The 20148-nt window shown below is 71.8% G+C and carries 19 protein-coding genes; 8 read left to right on the plus strand and 11 right to left on the minus strand.

Features of this window, described 5'->3' with window-relative positions:
• From OG245_RS15730 to hemL, 6 genes are all read right to left on the minus strand, one after another.
• Complete coding sequence (locus OG245_RS15730) at positions 1-783, minus strand: cytochrome c biogenesis CcdA family protein (protein ID WP_371624155.1); 783 nt, start codon at positions 781-783, stop codon at positions 1-3.
• Between the two features lie 4 nt (positions 784-787).
• Positions 788-1390, minus strand: a complete 603-nt coding sequence (locus OG245_RS15735; RefSeq protein ID WP_371624156.1) for a TlpA family protein disulfide reductase — start codon at positions 1388-1390, stop codon at positions 788-790.
• Between the two features lie 67 nt (positions 1391-1457).
• Positions 1458-2714, minus strand: a complete 1257-nt coding sequence (locus OG245_RS15740; RefSeq protein WP_371624157.1) for a hypothetical protein — start codon at positions 2712-2714, stop codon at positions 1458-1460.
• Between the two features lie 456 nt (positions 2715-3170).
• Positions 3171-4472 carry an enterochelin esterase domain-containing protein gene (locus OG245_RS15745; RefSeq protein WP_371624158.1) on the minus strand — a complete coding sequence of 434 codons (1302 nt, stop codon included), beginning with the start codon at positions 4470-4472 and terminating at the stop codon, positions 3171-3173.
• Between the two features lie 328 nt (positions 4473-4800).
• On the minus strand, positions 4801-5577 hold the full coding sequence (locus tag OG245_RS15750) for a histidine phosphatase family protein (RefSeq protein WP_371624159.1): 777 nt from the start codon (positions 5575-5577) through the stop codon (positions 4801-4803).
• Positions 5574-6881, minus strand: a complete 1308-nt coding sequence (gene hemL, locus OG245_RS15755) for a glutamate-1-semialdehyde 2,1-aminomutase (protein ID WP_371624160.1) — start codon at positions 6879-6881, stop codon at positions 5574-5576. Before hemL ends, OG245_RS15750 begins: the two co-directional genes overlap by 4 nt.
• Before the next feature lie 295 nt (positions 6882-7176).
• Between hemL and OG245_RS15760 the strand changes: the two genes are divergently transcribed.
• On the plus strand, positions 7177-7761 hold the full coding sequence (locus tag OG245_RS15760; RefSeq protein ID WP_371624161.1) for a hypothetical protein: 585 nt from the start codon (positions 7177-7179) through the stop codon (positions 7759-7761).
• A 108-nt stretch (positions 7762-7869) separates the two neighbouring features.
• Here OG245_RS15760 and OG245_RS15765 read toward each other — a convergent pair whose 3' ends face one another.
• The 3 genes from OG245_RS15765 to OG245_RS15775 all read right to left on the minus strand — a co-directional run bounded on the left by OG245_RS15765 (position 7870) and on the right by OG245_RS15775 (position 10034).
• Positions 7870-8244 (minus strand): hypothetical protein, encoded by a 375-nt coding sequence (locus OG245_RS15765; protein WP_371624162.1) that lies wholly within the window; start codon positions 8242-8244, stop codon positions 7870-7872.
• A 134-nt stretch (positions 8245-8378) separates the two neighbouring features.
• Positions 8379-9182, minus strand: a complete 804-nt coding sequence (locus OG245_RS15770; RefSeq protein WP_371624163.1) for a hypothetical protein — start codon at positions 9180-9182, stop codon at positions 8379-8381.
• A 195-nt stretch (positions 9183-9377) separates the two neighbouring features.
• Positions 9378-10034, minus strand: a complete 657-nt coding sequence (locus OG245_RS15775) for a TIGR03086 family metal-binding protein (protein WP_371624164.1) — start codon at positions 10032-10034, stop codon at positions 9378-9380.
• Between the two features lie 84 nt (positions 10035-10118).
• On the opposite strand from OG245_RS15775, the gene OG245_RS15780 reads away from it, so the two are divergent.
• The 4 genes from OG245_RS15780 to OG245_RS15795 all read left to right on the plus strand — a co-directional run bounded on the left by OG245_RS15780 (position 10119) and on the right by OG245_RS15795 (position 13533).
• Positions 10119-10940, plus strand: coding sequence for a DUF6597 domain-containing transcriptional factor (locus tag OG245_RS15780; RefSeq protein WP_371624165.1), 822 nt, complete (start codon positions 10119-10121; stop codon positions 10938-10940).
• Between the two features lie 85 nt (positions 10941-11025).
• Positions 11026-11760 carry a Mut7-C RNAse domain-containing protein gene (locus OG245_RS15785; protein ID WP_371624166.1) on the plus strand — a complete coding sequence of 245 codons (735 nt, stop codon included), beginning with the start codon at positions 11026-11028 and terminating at the stop codon, positions 11758-11760.
• Positions 11761-11925: 165 nt separating this feature from the next.
• A complete protein-coding gene (locus OG245_RS15790; RefSeq protein WP_371624167.1) occupies positions 11926-12684 on the plus strand; it encodes an SDR family NAD(P)-dependent oxidoreductase in 759 nt (252 codons plus the stop codon).
• Positions 12685-12921: 237 nt separating this feature from the next.
• Complete coding sequence (locus tag OG245_RS15795) at positions 12922-13533, plus strand: dihydrofolate reductase family protein (protein WP_371624168.1); 612 nt, start codon at positions 12922-12924, stop codon at positions 13531-13533.
• A gap of 4 nt (positions 13534-13537) precedes the next feature.
• Here the strand turns inward: OG245_RS15795 and OG245_RS15800 are convergent, their stop codons facing one another.
• Positions 13538-14731, minus strand: coding sequence for an RtcB family protein (locus tag OG245_RS15800; protein ID WP_371624169.1), 1194 nt, complete (start codon positions 14729-14731; stop codon positions 13538-13540).
• A 172-nt stretch (positions 14732-14903) separates the two neighbouring features.
• On the opposite strand from OG245_RS15800, the gene OG245_RS15805 reads away from it, so the two are divergent.
• From OG245_RS15805 to OG245_RS15815, 3 genes are all read left to right on the plus strand, one after another.
• Positions 14904-15821, plus strand: coding sequence for a DUF3558 domain-containing protein (locus tag OG245_RS15805; protein WP_371624170.1), 918 nt, complete (start codon positions 14904-14906; stop codon positions 15819-15821).
• 191 nt (positions 15822-16012) lie between these two features.
• Positions 16013-16867, plus strand: a complete 855-nt coding sequence (locus OG245_RS15810) for a DUF3558 domain-containing protein (protein ID WP_371624171.1) — start codon at positions 16013-16015, stop codon at positions 16865-16867.
• A 265-nt stretch (positions 16868-17132) separates the two neighbouring features.
• Positions 17133-18635: a DUF2637 domain-containing protein gene (locus OG245_RS15815; protein WP_371624172.1), complete on the plus strand. Its 1503-nt coding sequence runs from the start codon at positions 17133-17135 to the stop codon at positions 18633-18635.
• Here OG245_RS15815 and OG245_RS15820 read toward each other — a convergent pair.
• The gene (locus tag OG245_RS15820) at positions 18586-20136 is read right to left on the minus strand and encodes an MATE family efflux transporter (protein ID WP_371624173.1); all 1551 of its coding nucleotides are present in this window, start codon (positions 20134-20136) and stop codon (positions 18586-18588) included. The genes OG245_RS15815 and OG245_RS15820 overlap by 50 nt on opposite strands.
• Positions 20137-20148 lie beyond the last annotated feature (12 nt).

The following is a 20148-nucleotide window of genomic DNA, read 5'->3' on the forward strand; positions in this document are numbered from 1 at the left end:
TCAGATCCCTACAACGAAGCCGCTGGACCAGCTCTGCATGTGCTGCATGAGCGTGGCCCACACACCGGTCAGCAGCAGGATTCCGGTCACGATCATCATGCCGCCGCCGATCCGCATCACCCATGCGTAGTGGCGCTTGACCCAGCCGAACGCGCCGAGCGCCTTGCGGAAGGCGACCGCGGCGAGGACGAACGGGACACCGAGACCGAGACAGTACGCGACGGTCAGCATCGCGCCGCGTCCGGCGGTGCCCTCGGTGAACGCGAGCGTGCTCACGGCGGCGAAGGTCGGACCGATGCAGGGGGTCCAGCCGATCCCGAAGAGCGCGCCCAGCAGCGGTGCGCCGGCCAGTCCGGTCACCGGCCGCTTGTGGAACCGGAACTCGCGCTGCGTGACCCCCGGCAGGAGCCCCATGAAGAAGACGCCCATGAGGATCATCAGGACGCCGAGGATCCTGTTGAACAGCTCGGCGTGCACTTGGAGCTCCCGGCCGAAGTAGCCGAAGAGGGCCCCGCCCGAGACGAAGACGGCGGTGAAGCCGAGCACGAAGAGGACGGCGCCCGTCACGACGCGGCCCCGGCGCGCCTCGGCGAGGTCGGTGCCGCTGACCCCGGTGACGTAGCTCAGATAGCCGGGCACGAGGGGCAGCACGCACGGGGAGAAGAACGAGATGAGACCGGCCAGCAGGGCGATCGGCAGGGACACCAGGAGGGTCCCGCTCATGACGGTCTCGTTGTACGCGGCCAGCGTGACGGTCCCGTGGTGGGCGGCGAGCGCGATCACCGGATCACTTCTCCGCGATGATCGGGTCGATCATCTTGCGCAGCTCGTCCGCGTCGAGCGCCTGGAGCGTGCGGGCCGCGATCTTCCCGTCCCGGTCGATGACCACGGTGGACGGGATGGCCTGCGGGTTCAGGGTGCCCTTGGGGAAGCGGAGGATGAGCTTGCCGATCGGGTCGTAGAAGCTCGGGTACTCGACCCCGTAGTCCTTCTCGAAGTTGATCGCCTTGTCCCGCTCGGGGTCGCGGGTGTTTATCCCGACGAACTGGACGCCCTGGTCCGCCGTCTCCTCGGAGACCTGCGCGAAGTACTTCGCCTCCAGCCGGCAGGGGCCGCACCAGGAGCCCCAGACGTTGAGCACGACGACCTTGCCCTTGTGGTCGGCGAGGTCGAGCGGCTTGCCGTCCAGACCCTCGCCGTCGAGCTTCGGCGCCGCCACCCGGTCGCCCTTGGCTACGGTGGAGATGCCCCCGCTGCCGGTGATGAAGTTGGTGTTGCCGCCGCCTCCGGCCTTGTTGCCCCCGCCGCACGCGGACAGCGTCAGGGCACCGGCCACAGCGGTGGCGGCGAGCAGGGTGAAGCGGCGTCGGGACGCGCGGCCAAAGCTCATGTGAAAAGTTTCGCATGGCGGATTCCGGGCTTCCTCGCGCCCCCCTCGGTGCCCGTAAAGCCCCTTGTCAGGCCTGTTTAAAGAAGGAGTTCCAGCCGCCGGCGGGCGCCTGTCCGACGTCCAGCGTCCGGAGCTTGGCGAGCACGGCGGGATCCTGCGCGTCGAGCCAGTCCACGTACTGCCGGAACGAGACGAGACGCACGTCGTCCTTGTCCGCCACCTTCTTGATCACTTCTTCCACGGCGTCCATATAAATGCCGCCGTTCCACTCCTCGAAGTGGTTCCCGATGTAGAACGGCGCGCGATTCGACTCGTACGCCCGCTGGAAACCGGCGAGATACGCCCCGGTCGCCTGGGTGCGCCAGCCCGGATAACGCGAGGGCATGCCCTTCGTCGAATTCTGCGACTGGTTGGCGAGGATGTTGTAGTCCATCGAGAGCACCTCGAAGGAGTGCCCGGGGAACGGCATCGCCTGCAGCGGCAGATCCCAGACGCCGCCGCGCTTCACGGGCCAGGTCTGACGGCCGCCGGGCGAGCTGGCGTCGTAGCGCCAGCCCAGCTTGCTCGCGGTCGGCAGGAGATTGTCCTGGCCGAGCAGGCACGGGGTGCGGCCGCCGATCAGTTCCTTGCGATAGTCGAACGGAAGCGGATCCTCGTTCTCCCAGCCGGTGTTCGTCCGCCATTCCGTGACGAACGACACAGCCTGATTGATCTCGCTGTGCCACTGGGCGGGCGTCCAGCGCTCCACCGATCCGGAACCACCGCAGAAGTGCCCGTTGAAGTGGGTGCCGATCTCGTGGCCGTCCAGCCACGCCCGGCGCACGTACTTCAGTGTGTCCTTGACGTGATCGTCGGTGAGATAACCGATGTCGGAGGCGCCGCGAGGGTTGTTCGGCGGACGGTAGAGGGATTTCTTCGACTCGGGCAGCAGATAGATGCCGGAGAGGAAGAACGTCATGGCCGCGTCGTGTTCCTTGGCCAGTTCGAGAAAGCGCGGGAAGAGTCCGTTGCCGACCTCGCCCGCGCCGTCCCAGGAAAAGATCACGAACTGCGGCGGCTTCTGGCCGGGTTCGAGCGGAACGGGCGCCTGCGGCTGGTGGGGCTGCTTTCCGGTGTCGGCGGTCGAGCCGTCACCGATCAGCCGGACCTTGTTCTTCGACGCACCGTTTCCGCTGGCGTTGCCGCCGTTCCCGGTGTCTCCCTTGCCGCCCCGGCCGGACCCTCCGTCGCTGGAGGAACCCGAGGCGCCACAGCCGGCGAGGCCGATCGCGGCTGCGGTCCCGAGCCCCGCCCCGAGCAGGCCCCTTCGATTGATGTCGCGCATACCGTCCCCATCTGCGGTCGTTTTATCTCAAGCTCATACAAACTGCTGAAGGGTTAGATGGGGCGCGTAACACGTCGGTTCCGTGCATTTGGGGACTTTCTTTACGCTTTACCTTGCAGTCCGACCGACCGTCCGCCTCATCAAGGCGCGATGTCCGTACGGTGCTCGCACGCGCTTGCGGGCCGCCCCCGTGGGGGACGCGGGAGCGGCCCTCCGCAGTTCTGCCGTCGACCGCCGGATCACCGGCCGGCTTCCGGGGGTCACTGGTCGCGTGTACGGGCCACCTGTCGGCGCCGACGGGTCGGCTTCCCTGAATCATCGAACTCATGCGCGGGCACGGAAACCGCTTGACGGAGCCGCCCAACGGACTGCCGTCCCCATCGGACCGCCGCCCCTATCGGACTGCCGCACATCGGACCGCCGCCCCTATCGGACCGCCGCGCATCGGACCGGCCGTCAGCCGTCCTCCTGCTGGAAGGTCTCCACCAGGGCGTCGGCCAGGAGCCCCTGCCAGCAGGCGTGGTCGCGCCCGCCGTTGTAGACGGTGCGGACGACCCGGTGCCCCCGGGCGCGCAGCGCCGGGACGAGGGTCTCGCCGTGCTCGGCCCGGGCCGCCCCGTCGTGCAGGCCGAGGGCGAGGTGGACGACGGGCAGGGAAGCCCGGTCTCCGCCGCCGGGCGTCGGGCCCGGCGAGGGCGACTGGACGAGCACCCGGCCGAAGCGTTCGGGCCGGGTGAGGCCGGCGTACAGCGCCGCCGTCCCGCCGAGCCCCTGTCCGGAGACGGCGGTCCGGTCCGCGTCGGCGGTCAGCGGCCACCGGGCGCGCGCCCAGGGCAGCAGGTCGTCGGCGAGGAACGCGGCGTACGCCTCCCGCCCGCCCAGGTCGCGGCGCCGGGTCGCGGCGTCGCCGGCGTCCGGGGAGAGGACGACGAGCGGCGGCAGGACCCCGTCGGCGATCAGCGCGTCGAGCGTGTCCTGGAAACCGAGCCGCCCGAACCACATGTCCCCGTCGCAGAGCACGAGCACCGGCAGCGGTCCGGGCGCCGGCCCCGGCCCCGGCCCCGGAGACCCGCCCTCGGGCCGGGCCGCCCTCTCCGGCGGAAGGTACGTCCAGACCGCGCGCTCCTCTCCCGGGGCGTGGCCGGTGCCGGTGCGCCGCTCGACGGTATGCCGCTCGACGGTGCCGCGCCGGACGTCGGCCCGCCGGCCGGCCCAGGGCTGGGGCGGGGCCTGGGGCAGGGCGAACACCGAACTCTCCACGGCACGCCGGCGGACCGGCAGGCGGCGGGGGTTGAGCGGGTCGGCCGCGCCGTGGGCCATGAGCGCCGCCAACCGCCGCTGGAGCAGGACGGGATCGGCGGGCGCGGGGCCCGGGGAGATGTCGGCGACCAGCCGGTAGGACCCCCGGTGGTCGGCGCGCAGCCGGTAGCCGAGGTACCAGACGTCGGTGCCCGGGAGGTGATGGAGGAGTGTTTCGGCCGGGCGGTCGCGGTCGCCGATGCCGGTCGCCATCAGGAGGACCTGGCGGGTCGCGCGGTGGCCGCGCCAGAGGAAGGTGACGGCGCGATGGCCGGGGGCGTCGTCGAGCGCTTCGACGAGCGGGGTGCCGGTACGGGTCGCCCCGTCCCAGAACGCCTCGGTCAGGGCGTCCCGGGCGTCGGCGTCCCGGGCCGCTTCGAGCTGCCGGGCGAGCCGGGCTATCCGGGGGCCGGTGACCGGCCGGGGGGCGGCGTCCGCCGCACGGGCCGCGTCACTCATCGACCGGCCTCACCGGGGTGGGCCCGCCCGGCCGGTCTCCGGCCGGGCGTGGTCGCGGCCATAACCGTGATCGTGGCCGTGGTCGTGGTCGTGGTCGTGGTCGTGGGGGCAGTGCGGATCATCGTTCCACCGTTCCGTCGCAGGCGTCCGTGACCACGACGAGCCCCACGGGAACCAGCAGGGCCCGACGGGTCGTAGGCCCGTCCACCTGAGGTCAAGTTAGCTTAGCCTAAGCTAACTTATTGTTAGGTGGCGCGGAAAAAGGGACGGGACCGCCCGCCGCGATGCGCGGCAGCCGGTCCCGTACGTCCCGTCCCGTGGCGTCGGACTACGCGCCGAACGCCTTGGACTGCCCCTTGGCGGCCTTCCCCTTCACCGGCTTGGCCCCGGCCAGCAGGTGCGCGGGCACCAGGTCCCGGGCCGGCTCCGAGTAGCCGACCGAGACGATCCGGTCGCCCCGGTAGGTGAAGCTCGTCAGCGAGGCCAGCGTGCACTGCCGCTTGCGCGGGTCGTGCCACAGGCGGCGGCGCTCGACGAAGGAGCGCAGGATCCAGATCGGCAGCTGATGGCTGACGCAGACCGCCTCGTGCCCGCGCGCCGCGTCCCGGGCGGCGTCGAGCGCGCCCATCATCCGGACGACCTGCTCGATGTACGGCTCGCCCCAGGACGGCCTGAACGGATTGGTGAGGTGCTTCCAGTTGTCCGGCTTGCGCAGCGCGCCGTCGCCGACGCCGAAGGTCTTGCCCTCGAAGACGTTGGCGGCCTCGATCAGCCGGGCGTCGGTGGCGAGGTCCAGGCCGTGCGCCTTGGCGACGGGGGCGGCCGTCTCCTGGGCGCGCTCCAGCGGGGAGGCGACGACATGGGTGATGTCGCGCTTCCCCAGGTGCTCGGCGACCCGGTCGGCCATCTGCCGGCCCAGGTCGGAGAGGTGGTAGCCGGGGCGGCGCCCGTAGAGCACGCCGTCCGGGTTGTGCACCTCGCCGTGCCGGACCACGTGCACCACGGTCAACTGCTCGTCGCGGCTGACGCTCCGGTCTTCCGCGCTCCGGTCTTCCGCGCTCCGGTCCTCCGCACTCCCGCTCGCGCCGCTCGCGCTCCCGCTCATGCCGTGGCCTCCGCTGCGGCACGGGCGGCGGCGGGCAGGGCGGCGGCGATGCGCTCGACCGCCCGCTCGTCGTGGGCCGTGGAGACGAACCAGGACTCGAACGCCGAGGGCGGCAGGTAGACGCCCTGCTCCAGCATCGCGTGGAAGAACGCGGTGAAGCGGAAGACGTCCTGCTTCTTGGCGTCCTCGTAGTCGCGGACGGGCTCGTCGGTGAAGAACACGGAGAACATGTTGCTCGCGGCGGACACGGTGTGCGCGACGCCCTCCTTGGTGAGCGCGACGCCCACCAGGGAACGCAGCTCGGCGGAGACCGCGTCGATCTTCGCGTACGCCGCGTCGTCCAGCAGCCGCAGCTGGGCGAGCCCGGCGGCGGTGGCGACCGGGTTCCCGGAGAGGGTGCCCGCCTGGTAGACCGGGCCGGCCGGGGCCAGGTGCGCCATCACGTCGCCGCGACCGCCGAAGGCCGCCGCGGGGAAGCCGCCTCCCATCACCTTGCCGAAGGTCATCAGGTCGGGCCGGACGCCGTCGACGCCGTACCAGCCGGCCTTCGACGTACGGAAGCCCGTCATGACCTCGTCGGAGATGTACAGCGCGCCGTTCGCGGCGCACAGCTCCTTGAGCCCGGCGTTGAAGCCGTCCGCCGGCGGGACGACGCCCATGTTGCCGGGCGAGGCCTCGGTGATCACGCAGGCGATCTCGCCCGGATGCGCGGCGAAGGCGGCGCGCACCGCGTCCAGGTCGTTGTACGGCAGCACGACGGTGTCCCCGGCCGTGGCGCCCGTGACTCCCGGGGTGTCGGGCAGCCCGAAGGTGGCCACGCCCGACCCGGCGGCGGCGAGCAGCGCGTCCACGTGCCCGTGGTAGCAGCCGGCGAACTTCACGACCTTGGCCCGGCCGGTGAAACCGCGGGCCAGCCGGATCGCCGACATGGTCGCCTCGGTGCCGGAGGAGACCAGGCGCACCTGCTCGACGGGTTCGATCCGCGCCACGATCTCCTCGGCGAGCGCGACCTCGCCCTCACCCGGCGTACCGAAGGAGGTGCCCCGGGAGACCGCCTCCTGGACGGCGGCGATGACCTCGGGGTGAGAGTGGCCGAGAATCATCGGTCCCCAGGAGCACACGAGGTCGACGTACTCGCGGCCGTCGGCGTCGGTGAGGTACGGACCGGTGCCGGACACCATGAACCGGGGCGTACCGCCCACGGCCCGGAAGGCACGCACGGGAGAGTTCACGCCGCCGGGCGTCACGACGGACGCCCGGTCGAACAGCGACTGCGAAACTGGGGCTTCGTATGAATACGCCACTTTGGTCCTGATCTGCGATTCGGGTATCGGGAGGCCGGGCCGGGAAATCACTGACAATCTCGGCCACCGGTGAGCAGGGAGCGCGCTCCCCTCGTATCACGAAAGAGCGTCAGCCCTCTCGCGTCTGCGAAACTGGGGCCTCATAGGGAAAGCTCACACATGCCATGGTGTCAGAGGCACGCACGGTCTTGCGGGCAGGTGTTTCACCGCACGCCCGCGGGGGAGGTCACTGACACGATGATCGGGTTGCGCGGCGGGGGCTGTGTCTCCTAAGAAGTAGTCGGGTGGATGAGATATGCATCGCGGTGGCGGAGTGGGCGAAGGGACCGACGACCTGGGGCCCGAGCCTGCCCGGCGAGGGCGGCACCGGCGCAGGGCCGAGCGGGCCCAGAGCAGGGGCGCGGACAACACGCCGCCTCCCGGGACCAGGAGCGGGGGCGGGATGGGGGTGACGTACAAGTACTTCGGCGCCCCGGACGGGGCCACCGCGGCACGTGTGCCCATCTCGATGCGCCCGGAGGAGCTCGGCGGTGACGAGCTGGGCATGGGCGGCATGTTCACCAAGATCAAGCCCGAGACCGTGGCCGCCATGGTCCTGACCGGAATCCAGGGCATACCCCTGAACAAGGTCCCCCCGCTCGAACTGGTCGTCCTCCACCCCGACTACGCGGTGGTCAAGCTCCCGATGACCGTCGTCGACCCGCTGCGCGGTGTCGGCGAGGAGTCGGTCGGCGCGGCGGCCTTCATCTGGTCGACGGTCCCCGACCGCGGCGGCCCGCGCGACGCCTACAACGTCTACCAGCTGCTCCACGAGTGGCAGGACTTCTCGCACCGGCTGCACGACGCGGGGCATCAGGCGTACTGCCTGGTGTGGCCCTGACCGAGGCCGGGCGGAGATCCCGGTCCGGCGCTGATCCAGGATCGAGCGGAGGTCCTGCGGCCGGCCGCCATGCTCCGGTGCCGCTCGCGCGCGGCGACGTGCTGCCGCTCAGTCGACGCCCTTGAGATAGACACGGCTGTGCCCACCGTCGACCGCCGCGACGGCGACGTGAAGAGCGTTGAGGTCGCCGTCGCAGGGAGCGCACACCTGCGCCGTTCGGACACCGGGCAGGCCTACCGGTTCGGGCAGGCCGAGATGGGCGAAGGGCGCGGCAGGCACGCTCTCCCCCGCGAACGGCACGGACCGCGCCTCCACCGGCTCCTCCGGATCCAGCCCGGCGAGAAGACCGTCCACGTCTCCGGACGGCACGACGAACGCAAGCAGCAGTCCGTCGTCCTGGCCCTTCCGGTGCCCGGCCCGCACATCCGTCGCCGTCTCGGGCACCCGCACACCCAGCCTGCGGGCGATGGCCGGGGCACTCACCCCCTCCTCCCAGGAGGACACCCCGCGCCTGTCCCCCACACCACCGTCCTGCCCACTCCCATCGGCGCACCCAGCACCGAACACCACGAGACAAGCCCCCCATACGAGCACCCGGGCTCCCGGCCGCACCCCGCTCACCGGGCGTCCCCGTTGCGTCCGATGTCGGTCCGCGTGCCGTCCCGTCCCGGATCCGCAGGTTCAGGCCAGTCACCCCCCGAATCCAGGTCGTGCCGCTGCACCGAGCTACTGCCTCGCATGTCGAACTCCCTGGCCAGACCCGTCGTGTGGAGGCGAGCCATGTCCGCGTCGGTCACCGTGGTGGGGCCGATCGGGGTGGCCTTGCCCGGATCCCAGTTGTAGCGATCCCATACGTTCACCTGGTAATCGATGCTCACCTGGGGCTTTCCGTCCGCGCCTGGTACAGCGGTTACCACCCCGGTCGTGTTGGTCATGGCGCTGCCCACCGCGAGGTACCAATTGCGGTCCCCGCCATCGACATGGGTGTAGCCCTGCCCCTTGGTCTCGATCGGGATGGCAACCGGCTTACCGCCCGATTCCTCGAACGCCTTGATCGCCTGACGGCGCCACTCCTCCTGCTCCTGGGTTCGAACCCCCGACGTGACATCCCGGAGGTTCTGGTCGTCGGTCAACATTCGGTCGACGTCGAGATCGAGAGTGCTGCCGATGCCCCTCAGATAGTGGTCCATATGCCGGGCAGCGTCTGGCTTGCCCGAGAAATCCCCCACGTTGGACATGCCGTTCGCCTGGGCCTGAGCCCAGTAGTCGCCTGCCCCGGGCGACCGCACGTCGAAGGGCCCGGCCCCTGCGTCTGCCGAGGTCCGCTTCACTTGCGGTGTGAGCAGACCTGCCGCAAGGAGGCCGTTCCTGTTGTCGGCCCATAGGGAAGCACGACTTTCAGGACTCAGCGACTGCCACACGCGCCGCAGTTCCTGACGCTGTCTCTCACTCGCGTCTCCATGTTTGCCTCGAATCGGCAAAATGTCTGTGCTGGGTGGGGGTGTAGGGGAGTGCCGCTTGACAGCGGCCGGAATCAGCAACCACGTGACCTGCGACTGCTGGTTGCGTCGCAGGCATCCGACGCCCCCGTACACCCATCGGACCGCCCGCCCAGCTCAAGCCTGACGCGTCCCGGTCACCCCGGTCGTCGCAGAGGTCCTGGCAGCCCCAGAGGTCCCGGCGACCCCAGGAGCCCCGGCGGTCCCGCCCGGACGCCACCCCGGATCGCGCCCCGTCACGGCCAGCAGCCGGTCGAGCGCGTCGGCCTCCTCCCCCACCGGGAACGGCTCACCGAACATCTTCATCTCCCGGGCCTGCGGAGCCATCGCCGCGAGCCCCGGGCCCAGTTCGTCGAGGACGCTCTCCGCCGGCACGAAGTCCGCGCCCGTCGCCCGTGCCAGGTCCCAGGCGTGCACCGTCAGATCGCCGAGCACCATGAGCCCGACCGTCCGGGCCGGCAGCCCCATCCGCCCGGTCGTGCCCTCCTCGACGCCCGGCACGCTCCACGCCTCCACCAGCCGGGCCGTCTCGTCGCCGAACCTGCCCCGCCAGTCGCCCGTCACGAACTCCGGCTCCTGGCTGAAATCCACCTCCTCGCGGGCCGCGAGCGCCTGGAAGTTCACGACCACCAGGAACAGGTGGTTCACCAGCGCCCGTACGTCGTACGCGGCACACGGCGTACCGCCGCCCAGCTGCCCGTCGTCGATCCCCCGCACCACGGGCAGGGCCCGGTCCGCGGCGGCTTCCAGCAGTTCACCGATCGTCTGTGTCATGCCTCCCACCCTGCGCCGGCGGACCGCCCGGCGTCTTGAAGAAACACGACAGGCGGGCCGAGGGCGCGGGACTAAAATCAGGCCATGACCGCAGGACCCCGCCGCGACACCCGGGGCATCGTGGACGCCCCGGACCTGTTCGCGCATGTGCGCTTCCGCCGCCGGGAGCCCGCCGCGGGGCTGCGCCCGTATCTGGAGCACTACTGGCTGATCGACTGGGACCTCACCGAGCCGTACGCCGCCCATGTGGTCCCGCACCCGTCGGTGAACCTGGTCTTCCAGCGGTACGAGGCCGGGGACGGTCCCCGGGAGCGCTCCGGGTACGCCGAGGTCGCGGGCGTCGACCCCGGGCTCTTCGCCCGGAAGCTGGCCGGGCGCGGCCGGGTCTGCGGGGTGCAGTTCCGGCCCGGCGGGTTCCGCCCGTTCGCCCCCGGGCGCCCGGTGTCCGCGTGGACCGGCCTGCGGGCCGACGCCGCCGGGGCGCTGCGGCTGCCGCCGCCCGTCGGGGCCGTCCTGGACCCGGACGACGAGGACGCGCGGGTCGCGGCGCTGGACGCCTTCCTGCTCGCGCTGGAGCCCCGCCCCGACCCTCGGGCGACGCTGGCGATGGCCGTCGCCGACCGGGTGCGCACGGACCGCACCGTGCTCCGCGTCGACCGGCTCGCCCAGGACGCCGGGCTCTCCGCCCGCTCCCTGCAACGGCTCTTCTCCGCGTACGTCGGTGTCGGCCCCAAGTGGGTCATCCTCCGCTACCGCATCCACGAGGCGCTGGAACGCGCCGGATCCGACGCGGCCGTCGACTGGGCGCGGCTCGCGGCGGACCTGGGCTACAGCGACCAGGCCCACCTGGTGCGGGACTTCACCGCGACGGTGGGCGTGCCCCCGACGGCGTTCGCCCCGCGTTGACGGCGGCCGGGCACACACCCGTACGCCCTCCCGTTCCCCGCCGAATCCCTGGCCGCCCGTCGCGTCCCGGTGGCATCCTGACCGGGTGAACGGACCCGAGATCACCCTCGAAGTAGCCCCTGAGCTGCGACTCTTCGTCCCGCACGACCGTCGCGGCGGGCCCACGCCCCTCATCACGGACGGCTCCTCGACCCTCGGACACGTCATCGAGTCCCTCGGCGTCCCGCTCACCGAGGCCGGAACACTGCTGGTGAACGGCGACCCGGTGGCCCGCTCGCACGTGCCGGGCCCCGGCGAGCACGTCGACGTACGCGCCGTGGAACGCCCCCAGCAGGTCCCCGGCGCACCCCTGCGATTCCTCCTCGACGTCCATCTCGGCACGCTGGCCCGCCGGTTGCGGCTCCTGGGCGTCGACGCGGCCTACGAGAGCGAGGACATCGGCGACCCCGCCCTGGCCACCCTCTCCGCACGGGAGCGGCGCGTCCTGCTCTCCCGGGACCGCGGGCTGCTGCGCCGCCGCGAGATCTGGGCGGGGGCGTACGTCTACAGCGACCGCCCCGCGGAGCAGCTCCGCGACGTCCTCGGCCGCTTCGCCCCGGCCCTGGCCCCGTGGACCCGCTGCACCGCCTGCAACGGCACGCTGGCCGGGGCCGCGAAGGACTCCGTGAGCGGGCTGCTCGAACACGGCACCCAGGAGGCGTACGACGTGTTCGCCCAGTGCACGGAGTGCTCCCGGGTGTACTGGCGCGGCGCCCATCACGGCCACCTGGAGACGATCGTGTCCGAGGCGATGGCCGAGTTCGGGGGCGCGCCCGCCTGAGGGCTGTCTGTCCCGTCATCCCTGGTGGGCGCGCGACGACAGGCAGGGCTCACGGGCCGCGGGTCCAGCACTGGCGCGGGCCGGGGCCTCCCGCTCACGGGGCGCCCCGCACCGCCTGCCTATCCTTTTCTCCCCGTACCCGATCAGCAGTCCGAGGAGATCGCCATGGCCGGCACCCCCATCGCCGTCATCACCGGCGCGAGCAGCGGCATCGGCGCCGCGACCGCCCGTACGCTGGCCGCCGCCGGCTTCCGGGTCGTGCTGACCGCCCGCCGCAAGGACCGCATCGAGGCGCTGGCCGCCGAGCTCACCGAGGCCGGTCACCAGGCGACGGCCTACCCCCTGGACGTCACCGACCGCGCGGCCGTCGACGAGTTCGCCACCGCGTTCCGCTCCCTCGCCGTCCTCGTCAACAACGCGGGCGGGGCGCTCGGGGCCGACCCCGTCGCGACCGGCGACCCCGCCGACTGGCGGCAGATGTACGAGACCAATGTCATCGGCACCCTCAACGTCACCCAGGCCCTGCTGCCCGCCCTCACCGCGAGCGGCGACGGCACGGTCGTGATCCTCTCCTCCACCGCGGCACTGTCCGCGTACGAGGGCGGCGGCGGCTACGTGGCGGCCAAGCACGGCGAGCACGTCCTGGCCGAGACCCTGCGGCTGGAGATCGTCGGCACACCGGTCCGCGTCATCGAGGTGGCCCCCGGCATGGTCAGGACCGAGGAGTTCGCCACCACCCGCTTCCGCGGCGACACGGAGAAGGCCGCCAAGGTCTACGCGGGCGTCGACGCCCCGCTGACCGCCGAGGACGTGGCCGACACCATCGGCTGGGCCGTCACCCGCCCCAGCCACGTCAACATCGACCTCCTGGTGGTCCGCCCCCGCGCCCAGGCCTCCAACACGAAGGTCCACCGCACCGGGTGAACCCGGCTCGCCCCTCAGGCCCTGTCGTCGAACTGCCGCCTGCCCGGCGACCCGTGCAGCGCGCTCCGGGCGCCGGCACGGTCGCCTCCCCCGCCGGGCAGCCACTCCTCGCCATCCTGCGGAGTCGGCACGAGGGAGCCGGTCCGAGGGCGTCGGGCGCCCCCGGCCGCGTCGTGTTAGGAAGGAACCGCCCCGACCGCCCTACCGGCCGGACAGCTCACGAGGGAGTGGTGCGCGATGAAGCTGGTGGTGCAGGAGTTCCTGACGCTCGACGGCGTCTCCCAGGGCCCGGGGGCCCCGGACGAGGACACCAGCGACGGGTTCACCCGGGGCGGCTGGTTCGTACCGCACCTGGACGAGGAGTTCGAGCGGCAGGCGGGCGAGTGGCTCGGCGAGGCGGACGCCTTCCTGTTCGGCCGCCGCACCTACGAGAACTTCGCCCGGGACTGGCCGAGGATGACCGACCACCCCTTCTCCGGCATCCTGAACGGCCTGCCGAAGTACGTGGCGTCGAACACCCTGGCCGAGGCCGTGTGGGACCCCACCACCATCCTCTCCGGCGACGTCCCCGCCCAGGTGGCCGAGCTGAAGCGGCGGCCCGGCCGGGACCTCCAGGTCCACGGCAGCGCCCGCCTGGCCCAGTCGCTGCTGGCCGCGGGCCTGGTCGACGAACTCCGCCTGGCCATCGCCCCGGTCGTGGTGGGCGAGGGCCGCCGCCTGTTCCCGGACGGCGGCGCCCCGGCCGGCCTGCGGCTCCTCAGCCACCGGACGACCCCGGCCGGGGTCTCCGTACACGTCTTCACGTCGACGGGACCGCCTGACTACGCCACGTACGGGGGCGGGGCGTAAGGGCTCAGCCCTTCACGCACACCACCTGCTTGAGCTTCGCGACGACCTGGACCAGATCCCGCTGCTGGTCGATGACCTGCTCGATCGGCTTGTACGCGCCCGGGATCTCGTCCACGACACCGGAGTCCTTACGGCACTCCACGCCCTGCGTCTGCTCCTCCAGGTCCTTCGTCGAGAAGCGCTTCTTCGCCGCGTTCCGGCTCATCCGGCGGCCCGCGCCGTGCGACGCCGAGTTGAACGACTTCTCGTTGCCGAGGCCCTTCACGATGTACGAGCCGGTGCCCATGGACCCCGGGATGATCCCGTAGTCGCCGGACCCCGCCCGGATCGCGCCCTTGCGGGTGACCAGGAGGTCCATGCCCTCGTACCGCTCCTCCGCCACGTAGTTGTGGTGGCAGGAGATGACCGGATCGAAGGTCACCCGGGCCTTCTTGAACTCCTTGCGGACCACGTCCTGGAAGAGCCCCATCATGATCGCCCGGTTGAACTTCGCGTACTCCTGCGCCCAGAAGAGGTCGTTGCGGTACGCGGCCATCTGCGGGGTGTCCGCGATGAAAACCGCCAGGTCGCGATCGACCAGGCCCTGGTTGTGCGGCAGCTTCTGCGCCTGGCCGATGTGGAAGTCGGCCAGCTCCTTGCCGATGTTCCGCGAACCGGAATGCAGCATCAACCAAACGGAACCGGTCTCATCGAGGCAGAACTCGATGAAGTGATTACCCGATCCGAGCGTTCCCATCTGCTTCGTAGCACGCTCCTGGCGGAATTTGACCGAATCGGCGATCCCCCCGAACCGCCCCCAGAAGTCGTCCCATCCCGCTGTCGGGAAGCCGTGCAGCTTCCCCGGGTCCACCGCTTCGCCGTGCATCCCCCGGCCGACCGGAATGACCTGCTCGATCCTGGAGCGCAGCCGTGACAGGTCGCCGGGAAGATCGTTCGCGGTGAGGGACGTCTTGACGGCGGACATCCCGCAGCCGATGTCCACCCCGACCGCGGCCGGGCAGACCGCGCCCTGCATCGCGATCACCGATCCGACCGTCGCCCCCTTGCCGAAGTGGACGTCCGGCATGACGGCGAGACCCTTGATCCACGGCAGCGTGGAGACGTTGCGCAGCTGCTGCATCGCCACGTCCTCGACCGACGCGGGGTCCGCCCACATCCGGATGGGAACCTGCGCTCCCGGCACCTCTACGTACGACATAACTCCTCGATTCCCCCGAAAAGACTGAAAGCGCAAAACCGGTGCCAAGATCGGCAAACCTGTCGGCCGACCGGCATTCACAGCGGCGCGTGCGATACACATTGTGTCCATCGGCCGCCTTCGAGCGGCAACCCGTTTTCCGTACCGAAGGGAGCCTGGGACGGTGCGAGACATGGCGTACGTACCCGGCGTCGCGCTTCTGGCAGCGCTCGTCGTCGGCTGCAGCGCCGGCTCCGACAGCAACGCGAACGGCGCCGACAGCAAGGCGGGCAGCCCGACGGTCACCCCCGCGCCCCCGGGCAAGTACGAGACCCTGCCCGCACCCTGCCGTGCCGTGCCGCGCGGCATGCTCAAGGACCTGCTGCCCGGCGCCGCGGAACTGCCCGGGGACCAGCAGGAGAAGGTGTTCCGGGGGTCCGCGTCCGTCACCTACGACACCGACCGCAAGGTCGGCTGCAACTGGAAGTCCGACGCGCCGGACTCCACCCGGAGCCTCTCCATCGACTTCGAGCGGGTCGTCTCCTACGACCCCTCGGTCAGCGACGACGACCGCGCCGACACGGTGTACGCGAAGAAGGAGAAGGCCGCCGGCCTGGCGTCGTCGACGACCCCCGGGCCGGACGCGGAGAAGGACTCCGGGGCGCCGGACGAGAAGGAGAAGGGGAAGGGGAAGGGCGCCGACGAGGACACGGCCAAGGGCGCGGCCGGGGACGCCACGGCTTCGTCGGACGGATCGGCGGACCCCTCGTCCTCCTCCTCGCCCTCCGGAAAGGCTTCCGGAGACAGCACCGACGGCACCTCCGAAGCGACCGGCGGAGGCGAAGGCGGCAGCACCGACCCGGAGGACGTCCTCCCCTCGCGCGTCCTCGACAACCTCGGAGATGCCGCATTTCTGCACGATGCGCCCACTCGGGCAGGTTCCACCGCACAGCACCGCACGGTGAGCGTGGTATTCCGCACATCGAACGTGGTCGTGACCGTCCGGTACGCCGAGCAGCCGGCCCTCATCACCCAGGTGCCCGACAGCGGGGAACTCCAGGAGAAGGCCCAGGCACTGGCCCGGAAGCTGGCCGAGACGCTCAGCGAATAGACCCCGCCCCACGGGCCCCCGACCGGCCGGAATCCGGTCTCCGGGGCCCTCGGCGGCGGCGCGGGACGACCGCCGGTCGTCGTAACGTGGCTCTCCGGAAGACGTACCGACCCGCTACCGAGCCCACCCGTACACCGCACGAACCGAGACCTCCAGCACCGAGAGCTCCGTGCCATCCGAGTGAAGGAACCATGCACCGATCAGCCCCGCGCCTGTCCCGCATCCTCGCCTGCGCCGCCGTTCCGGTGATGCTCGTAGCCGTCGGCTGCTCGTCGGACTCCGACTCCGACAGCAAGAAGAACGCGGGCTCCTCGTCGTCCGGCACCCCCAGCGCCAAGCCCACGGAGCCCGCCGTCGAAGCGGCGAAGTTCGACGATCTTCCCGACCCGTGCACCTCGGTCACGAAGAAGACGATCAAGGACTTGGTGCCCGGGGCCAAGAAGGAGAACGGCACCGCCGGCCGTTCCAACGACCTCTCGGTCCGCAGCAGTTGCTCCTGGAACGGCCTGGACGACAAGGGCGTCGACGGCTCGCAGTACCGCTGGCTGGACGTCGGCTTCACCCGCTTCGACTCGGACCAGTCGCTGGGCAGCGGCGCCAAGCGCGCCACCGCCGAGTACACGAAGCAGGTCACCAAGGCCAAGGCCTCCGAGGGCGCCGAGAAGGTCGCCGCCGAGCCCACCGCGGGCATCGGCGAGGAGGCCACCACCATCACCTACGGCCTCAGCAAGACGGACGAGGACTTCGCGTACGCCACCGTCGTGGCGCGCACGGGCAACGTCGTCGTCACCCTGACCTACAACGGCGCGGGTTACGCGGGCGCGAAGACGCCCTCGTCCACGAGCATCGTCAAGGGCGCCGAGAAGGCGGCGAAGGAAGCGGTCGCCGCTGTCGCCGACACCGCCGACGCCAAGGTCACCCCTCCGGCGAAGGGCGGCTCGGAGGACAGCGGGAAGGGCGGCGAGAAGGACGGCGCGAAGGCCTCGGCCAAGGGCGGCGACAGCGACAGCCCCAAGTCGACGAAGCCGAAGGCGAAGTCGAGCTGAAGTCGAGTCGAAGTCGAGCTGACGGACCTTCCGCGCGTCCGCGCCCACGGCGGGGCCTGACGACAGGGCCCGACGACGGGACCTGACGGCGGTCCCACGGCGCCGCCAATACACGCGTACAGCAAGCACGTTGGAAAGCCCGGCCTCCTCGGAGGCCGGGCTTTCCCCCTCCCCGCGCAACACAACTCGCACACATGTGCCAGGCTGTGCCATCGCCAGGCGCTGAAGCCGGGTTCGGGTACAGAGGTCGGAGAGGGGATCGCGCGTGGCCGCGATGCAGCTGACACGCACGCACCGCATACTCATCGGGGTCGTCATCGCCGGTGCGGTGCTCATCGCCGCGATCGGTTTCGCGGGTTCCTACGCCGCCGTGCGCGAGCTCGCGGAGGACAAGGGATTCGGGACGTTCTCCCTGGTCTTCCCCATCGGCATCGACGCGGGCATCTGCGTCCTGCTCGCCCTGGACCTCCTGCTCACCTGGATGCGGATCCCGTTCCCGCTGCTGCGCCAGACGGCGTGGCTGCTGACCGCCGCGACGATCGCGTTCAACGGGGCCGCCTCCTGGCCCGACCCGCTGGGCACCGCGATGCACGCGGTGATCCCGGTGCTGTTCGTCGTCTCCGTCGAGGCCGCCCGGCACGCGGTGGGCCGGATCGCGGACATCACGGCCGACAAGCACATGGAGGGTGTCCGCCTCACCCGCTGGCTGCTCTCCCCCGTGCCCACGTTCAAGCTGTGGCGGCGGATGAAGCTGTGGGAGCTGCGCAGTTACGAGCAGGTCATCAAGCTCGAACAGGACCGGCTGATCTACCAGGCCCGGCTCCAGGCCCGTTTCGGCCGCAACTGGCGGCGCAAGGCCCCGATCGAGGCGATGATGCCGCTGCGTCTCGCGAAGTACGGCGTGCCGCTCGCCGACACCGCCCCGGCCGGGCTCGCCGCCGCCGGCATCGAGCCGGCCCTGCTGCCGCCGGTCGAGGGATCCCGCCCGAAGGCGGAGCTGCCGTACGAGCCCCAGCGGGACCGGAACGGCGAACAGGAGCACGGCCGCGAGCAGGGGTACGAGGACGGCCCCGGGCACGACGAACGGCACCCCCGGCAGCACCCCTTCCCGCAGGACCAGCAGGAACAGCAGGAACAGCAGGCCCCCCAGGACCAGCAACCCCAGCAGGGCCAGCAGGGCCAGCAGGGCCAGCAGGGCCAGCAGCCCCCCTTGCCCCAGCAGCAGGAACCCGCCGTCCCGCCCACGCACGACAGCCCCTGGTTCGCGGCGCAGAAGCTGCCCGACGGCACCTCGCACCACAGCGCGTACGACCCGCAGCAGGGCGAGGGCCTGGAGCACGCCCCGGTCCAGATCCCCTCGGGGCCCGGCCGGACGCGCCCGCTGGGAGACGTGGGCACCATCGGCGCGGTCCCGCACCCCCGCCGCGAGGAAGCCCCCGACGAGGCCCCTGACGAGGCCCGCGTCGAGGCGCCTGCCGAGGTCCCCGAGGACGCCCCCGAGGACACCTCCGCGGAAGCGCCCGAGGACGCACCGCAGTTGGAGGAGTGGTCCCAGGAGGACGCCGAGTTCGCGAACATGGCCTTCGAGGTGTTCAGCGCGTACACGGACGAGCAGGGCCACTACCCGAGCGCCGAGGCCCTGGAGATCCACCTCGCCGACGCCCGCAACGTCCGCCACCCCCGTTCCCGTCAGCTGCTCCAGCGCCTGTGGCCGGAGTTCAAGCAGGCGTACGTCCCGGCGCGGTCGACGGTCGACCAGACCGCCTGAGCCGGCCGCTGCGCAGGTGGAAGAAGGCCGCCTGCCCCACGACCAGCAGGGTGTTGGCGCCGAGCAGGGCGAGCCACAGGGCGGTGAGTCCGCCCCGGGCCGACAGCGGGACGGCGGCCAGCGCCAGCAGGCCGTAGCAGACGGCGAAGGCGAGCAGGCTGGGCACGGTGTCCCTGATCGCGACGAGCCCGAAGCCGAAGACGGCCTGGAGCGCGTCGGTGACGACCACCAGGAGCACGAGGGGCAGCAGGGCCCGTACCTGTTCCCGGGCCGCGAGGTCGTGGGTGAAGAGGGACAGCACCGGGACGTGGAGTACCGCCAGGGCACCGCCGATGAGGAGCACCGCGCCGAGGGCCGTCACGACTCCGGCGCGTACGCCGGCGCGCACCCCCCTGACGTCCTTGGCCTTCACCTGGGGTGCCAGCAGGGGGATCGTGGCCTGGCCGACGGCGACGGCCGCGGCGAACATGAGGCCGACCAGGGAGACGGAGATGCTGTGGGCGGCCGCGTCCACGGGGTCGATGCGTGCGGCGGCGACGGCCAGCACGCCGAGCACGGCGAACTTGATGAGGACGGTGCCGGCGAGCGGTAGGCCGACCCCGGCCAGCCTGATCACCGCGCGGACCTGCGGACGGCCGGGGCCCAGCGGCCGGCCGGCCAGGACGGCGCACCGGCGCAGTCCCCCGTGCGCCACGGTGGCGCTGACCGTGGCGGCCGCGAGCATGGCGATCCCCGCGCCGGGCAGCCCGAGCCCGGCGAGCGGGCCGACGCCGTTCACGAGGATCAGGGAGAGCACCACGGCCGTGGCGGTTCCGGTCATCCCGGCGCGCATCACGAGCCGGGAGCGGCCGAGGCCGACCAGGGTGGAGGTGGCGGCGTTGCCGACCGCGGCCACCAGGACGCTCGCCGCCATCAGGCTGGGGAACGCGCCCAGTTCCGACAAGGTCTGGCGCGGTACGCCGGAGGCGAGGCCGATGAGCGGCACCCCGGCGACGGCCAGGGCGCCCAGCAGTCCGGTGGCGATGGCGAGCCACAGGCCGTCGCGCACCACCGGCAGCAGGGCGTCGGGGTCGTCGTCGTGCGCGGACACGAAGGGCATCACGCCGCGCAGGGCGCCGGCGACGGTCGCGGTGGCCGGGGTGTACACGGCCATCGTGAGGGCGAACGCGGCCAGGGAGGCGGTGGCGTGCCGGCCGAGCAGGGCGGTGTCGACCAGGCCGCCCGCTGTGGAGGCGAGCATGGTCAGGTACAGCGGCAGGGCGGTGGCGACGGTGCGTCCGATCAGCCCCCGCCCGGAGGGCCCCGGCGGCGGCCCCGCCTCCCGGCCGCATTCGGGCAGCGGCCCCGCCTCCCGGCCCCCGTGAGGCGGCGAACCCGTCCCCCGGCCCCCGGGGCCGGGGACCGCTCGGGCTCGCCGGTGCAGGCAGGCCCCCACGGCACGCCGGAGCGCCGCCACCCGGGAGTACTCCGGGTGACGGCGCTCCGGCGCGCGGGACGCCAAGCGCCCGCGTAT

The sequence above is a fragment of the Streptomyces sp. NBC_01116 genome, from assembly GCF_041435495.1.
Lineage (GTDB): Bacteria > Actinomycetota > Actinomycetes > Streptomycetales > Streptomycetaceae > Streptomyces.

Bases quoted from the DNA above. Each gene is read 5' to 3' on its own strand.
- OG245_RS15790 (WP_371624167.1), top strand. From the start codon at position 11,926: ATGGCCGGCACCCCCATCGCCGTCATCACCGGCGCGAGCAGCGGCATC.
- OG245_RS15740 (WP_371624157.1), bottom strand. From the start codon at position 2,714: ATGCGCGACATCAATCGAAGGGGCCTGCTCGGGGCGGGGCTCGGGACC.
- OG245_RS15795 (WP_371624168.1), top strand. From the start codon at position 12,922: ATGAAGCTGGTGGTGCAGGAGTTCCTGACGCTCGACGGCGTCTCCCAG.
- OG245_RS15780 (WP_371624165.1), top strand. From the start codon at position 10,119: ATGACCGCAGGACCCCGCCGCGACACCCGGGGCATCGTGGACGCCCCG.
- OG245_RS15800 (WP_371624169.1), bottom strand. From the start codon at position 14,731: ATGTCGTACGTAGAGGTGCCGGGAGCGCAGGTTCCCATCCGGATGTGG.
- OG245_RS15750 (WP_371624159.1), bottom strand. From the start codon at position 5,577: ATGAGCGGGAGCGCGAGCGGCGCGAGCGGGAGTGCGGAGGACCGGAGC.
- OG245_RS15805 (WP_371624170.1), top strand. From the start codon at position 14,904: ATGGCGTACGTACCCGGCGTCGCGCTTCTGGCAGCGCTCGTCGTCGGC.
- OG245_RS15760 (WP_371624161.1), top strand. From the start codon at position 7,177: ATGCATCGCGGTGGCGGAGTGGGCGAAGGGACCGACGACCTGGGGCCC.
- OG245_RS15745 (WP_371624158.1), bottom strand. From the start codon at position 4,472: ATGAGTGACGCGGCCCGTGCGGCGGACGCCGCCCCCCGGCCGGTCACC.
- OG245_RS15775 (WP_371624164.1), bottom strand. From the start codon at position 10,034: ATGACACAGACGATCGGTGAACTGCTGGAAGCCGCCGCGGACCGGGCC.
- OG245_RS15810 (WP_371624171.1), top strand. From the start codon at position 16,013: ATGCACCGATCAGCCCCGCGCCTGTCCCGCATCCTCGCCTGCGCCGCC.
- OG245_RS15735 (WP_371624156.1), bottom strand. From the start codon at position 1,390: ATGAGCTTTGGCCGCGCGTCCCGACGCCGCTTCACCCTGCTCGCCGCC.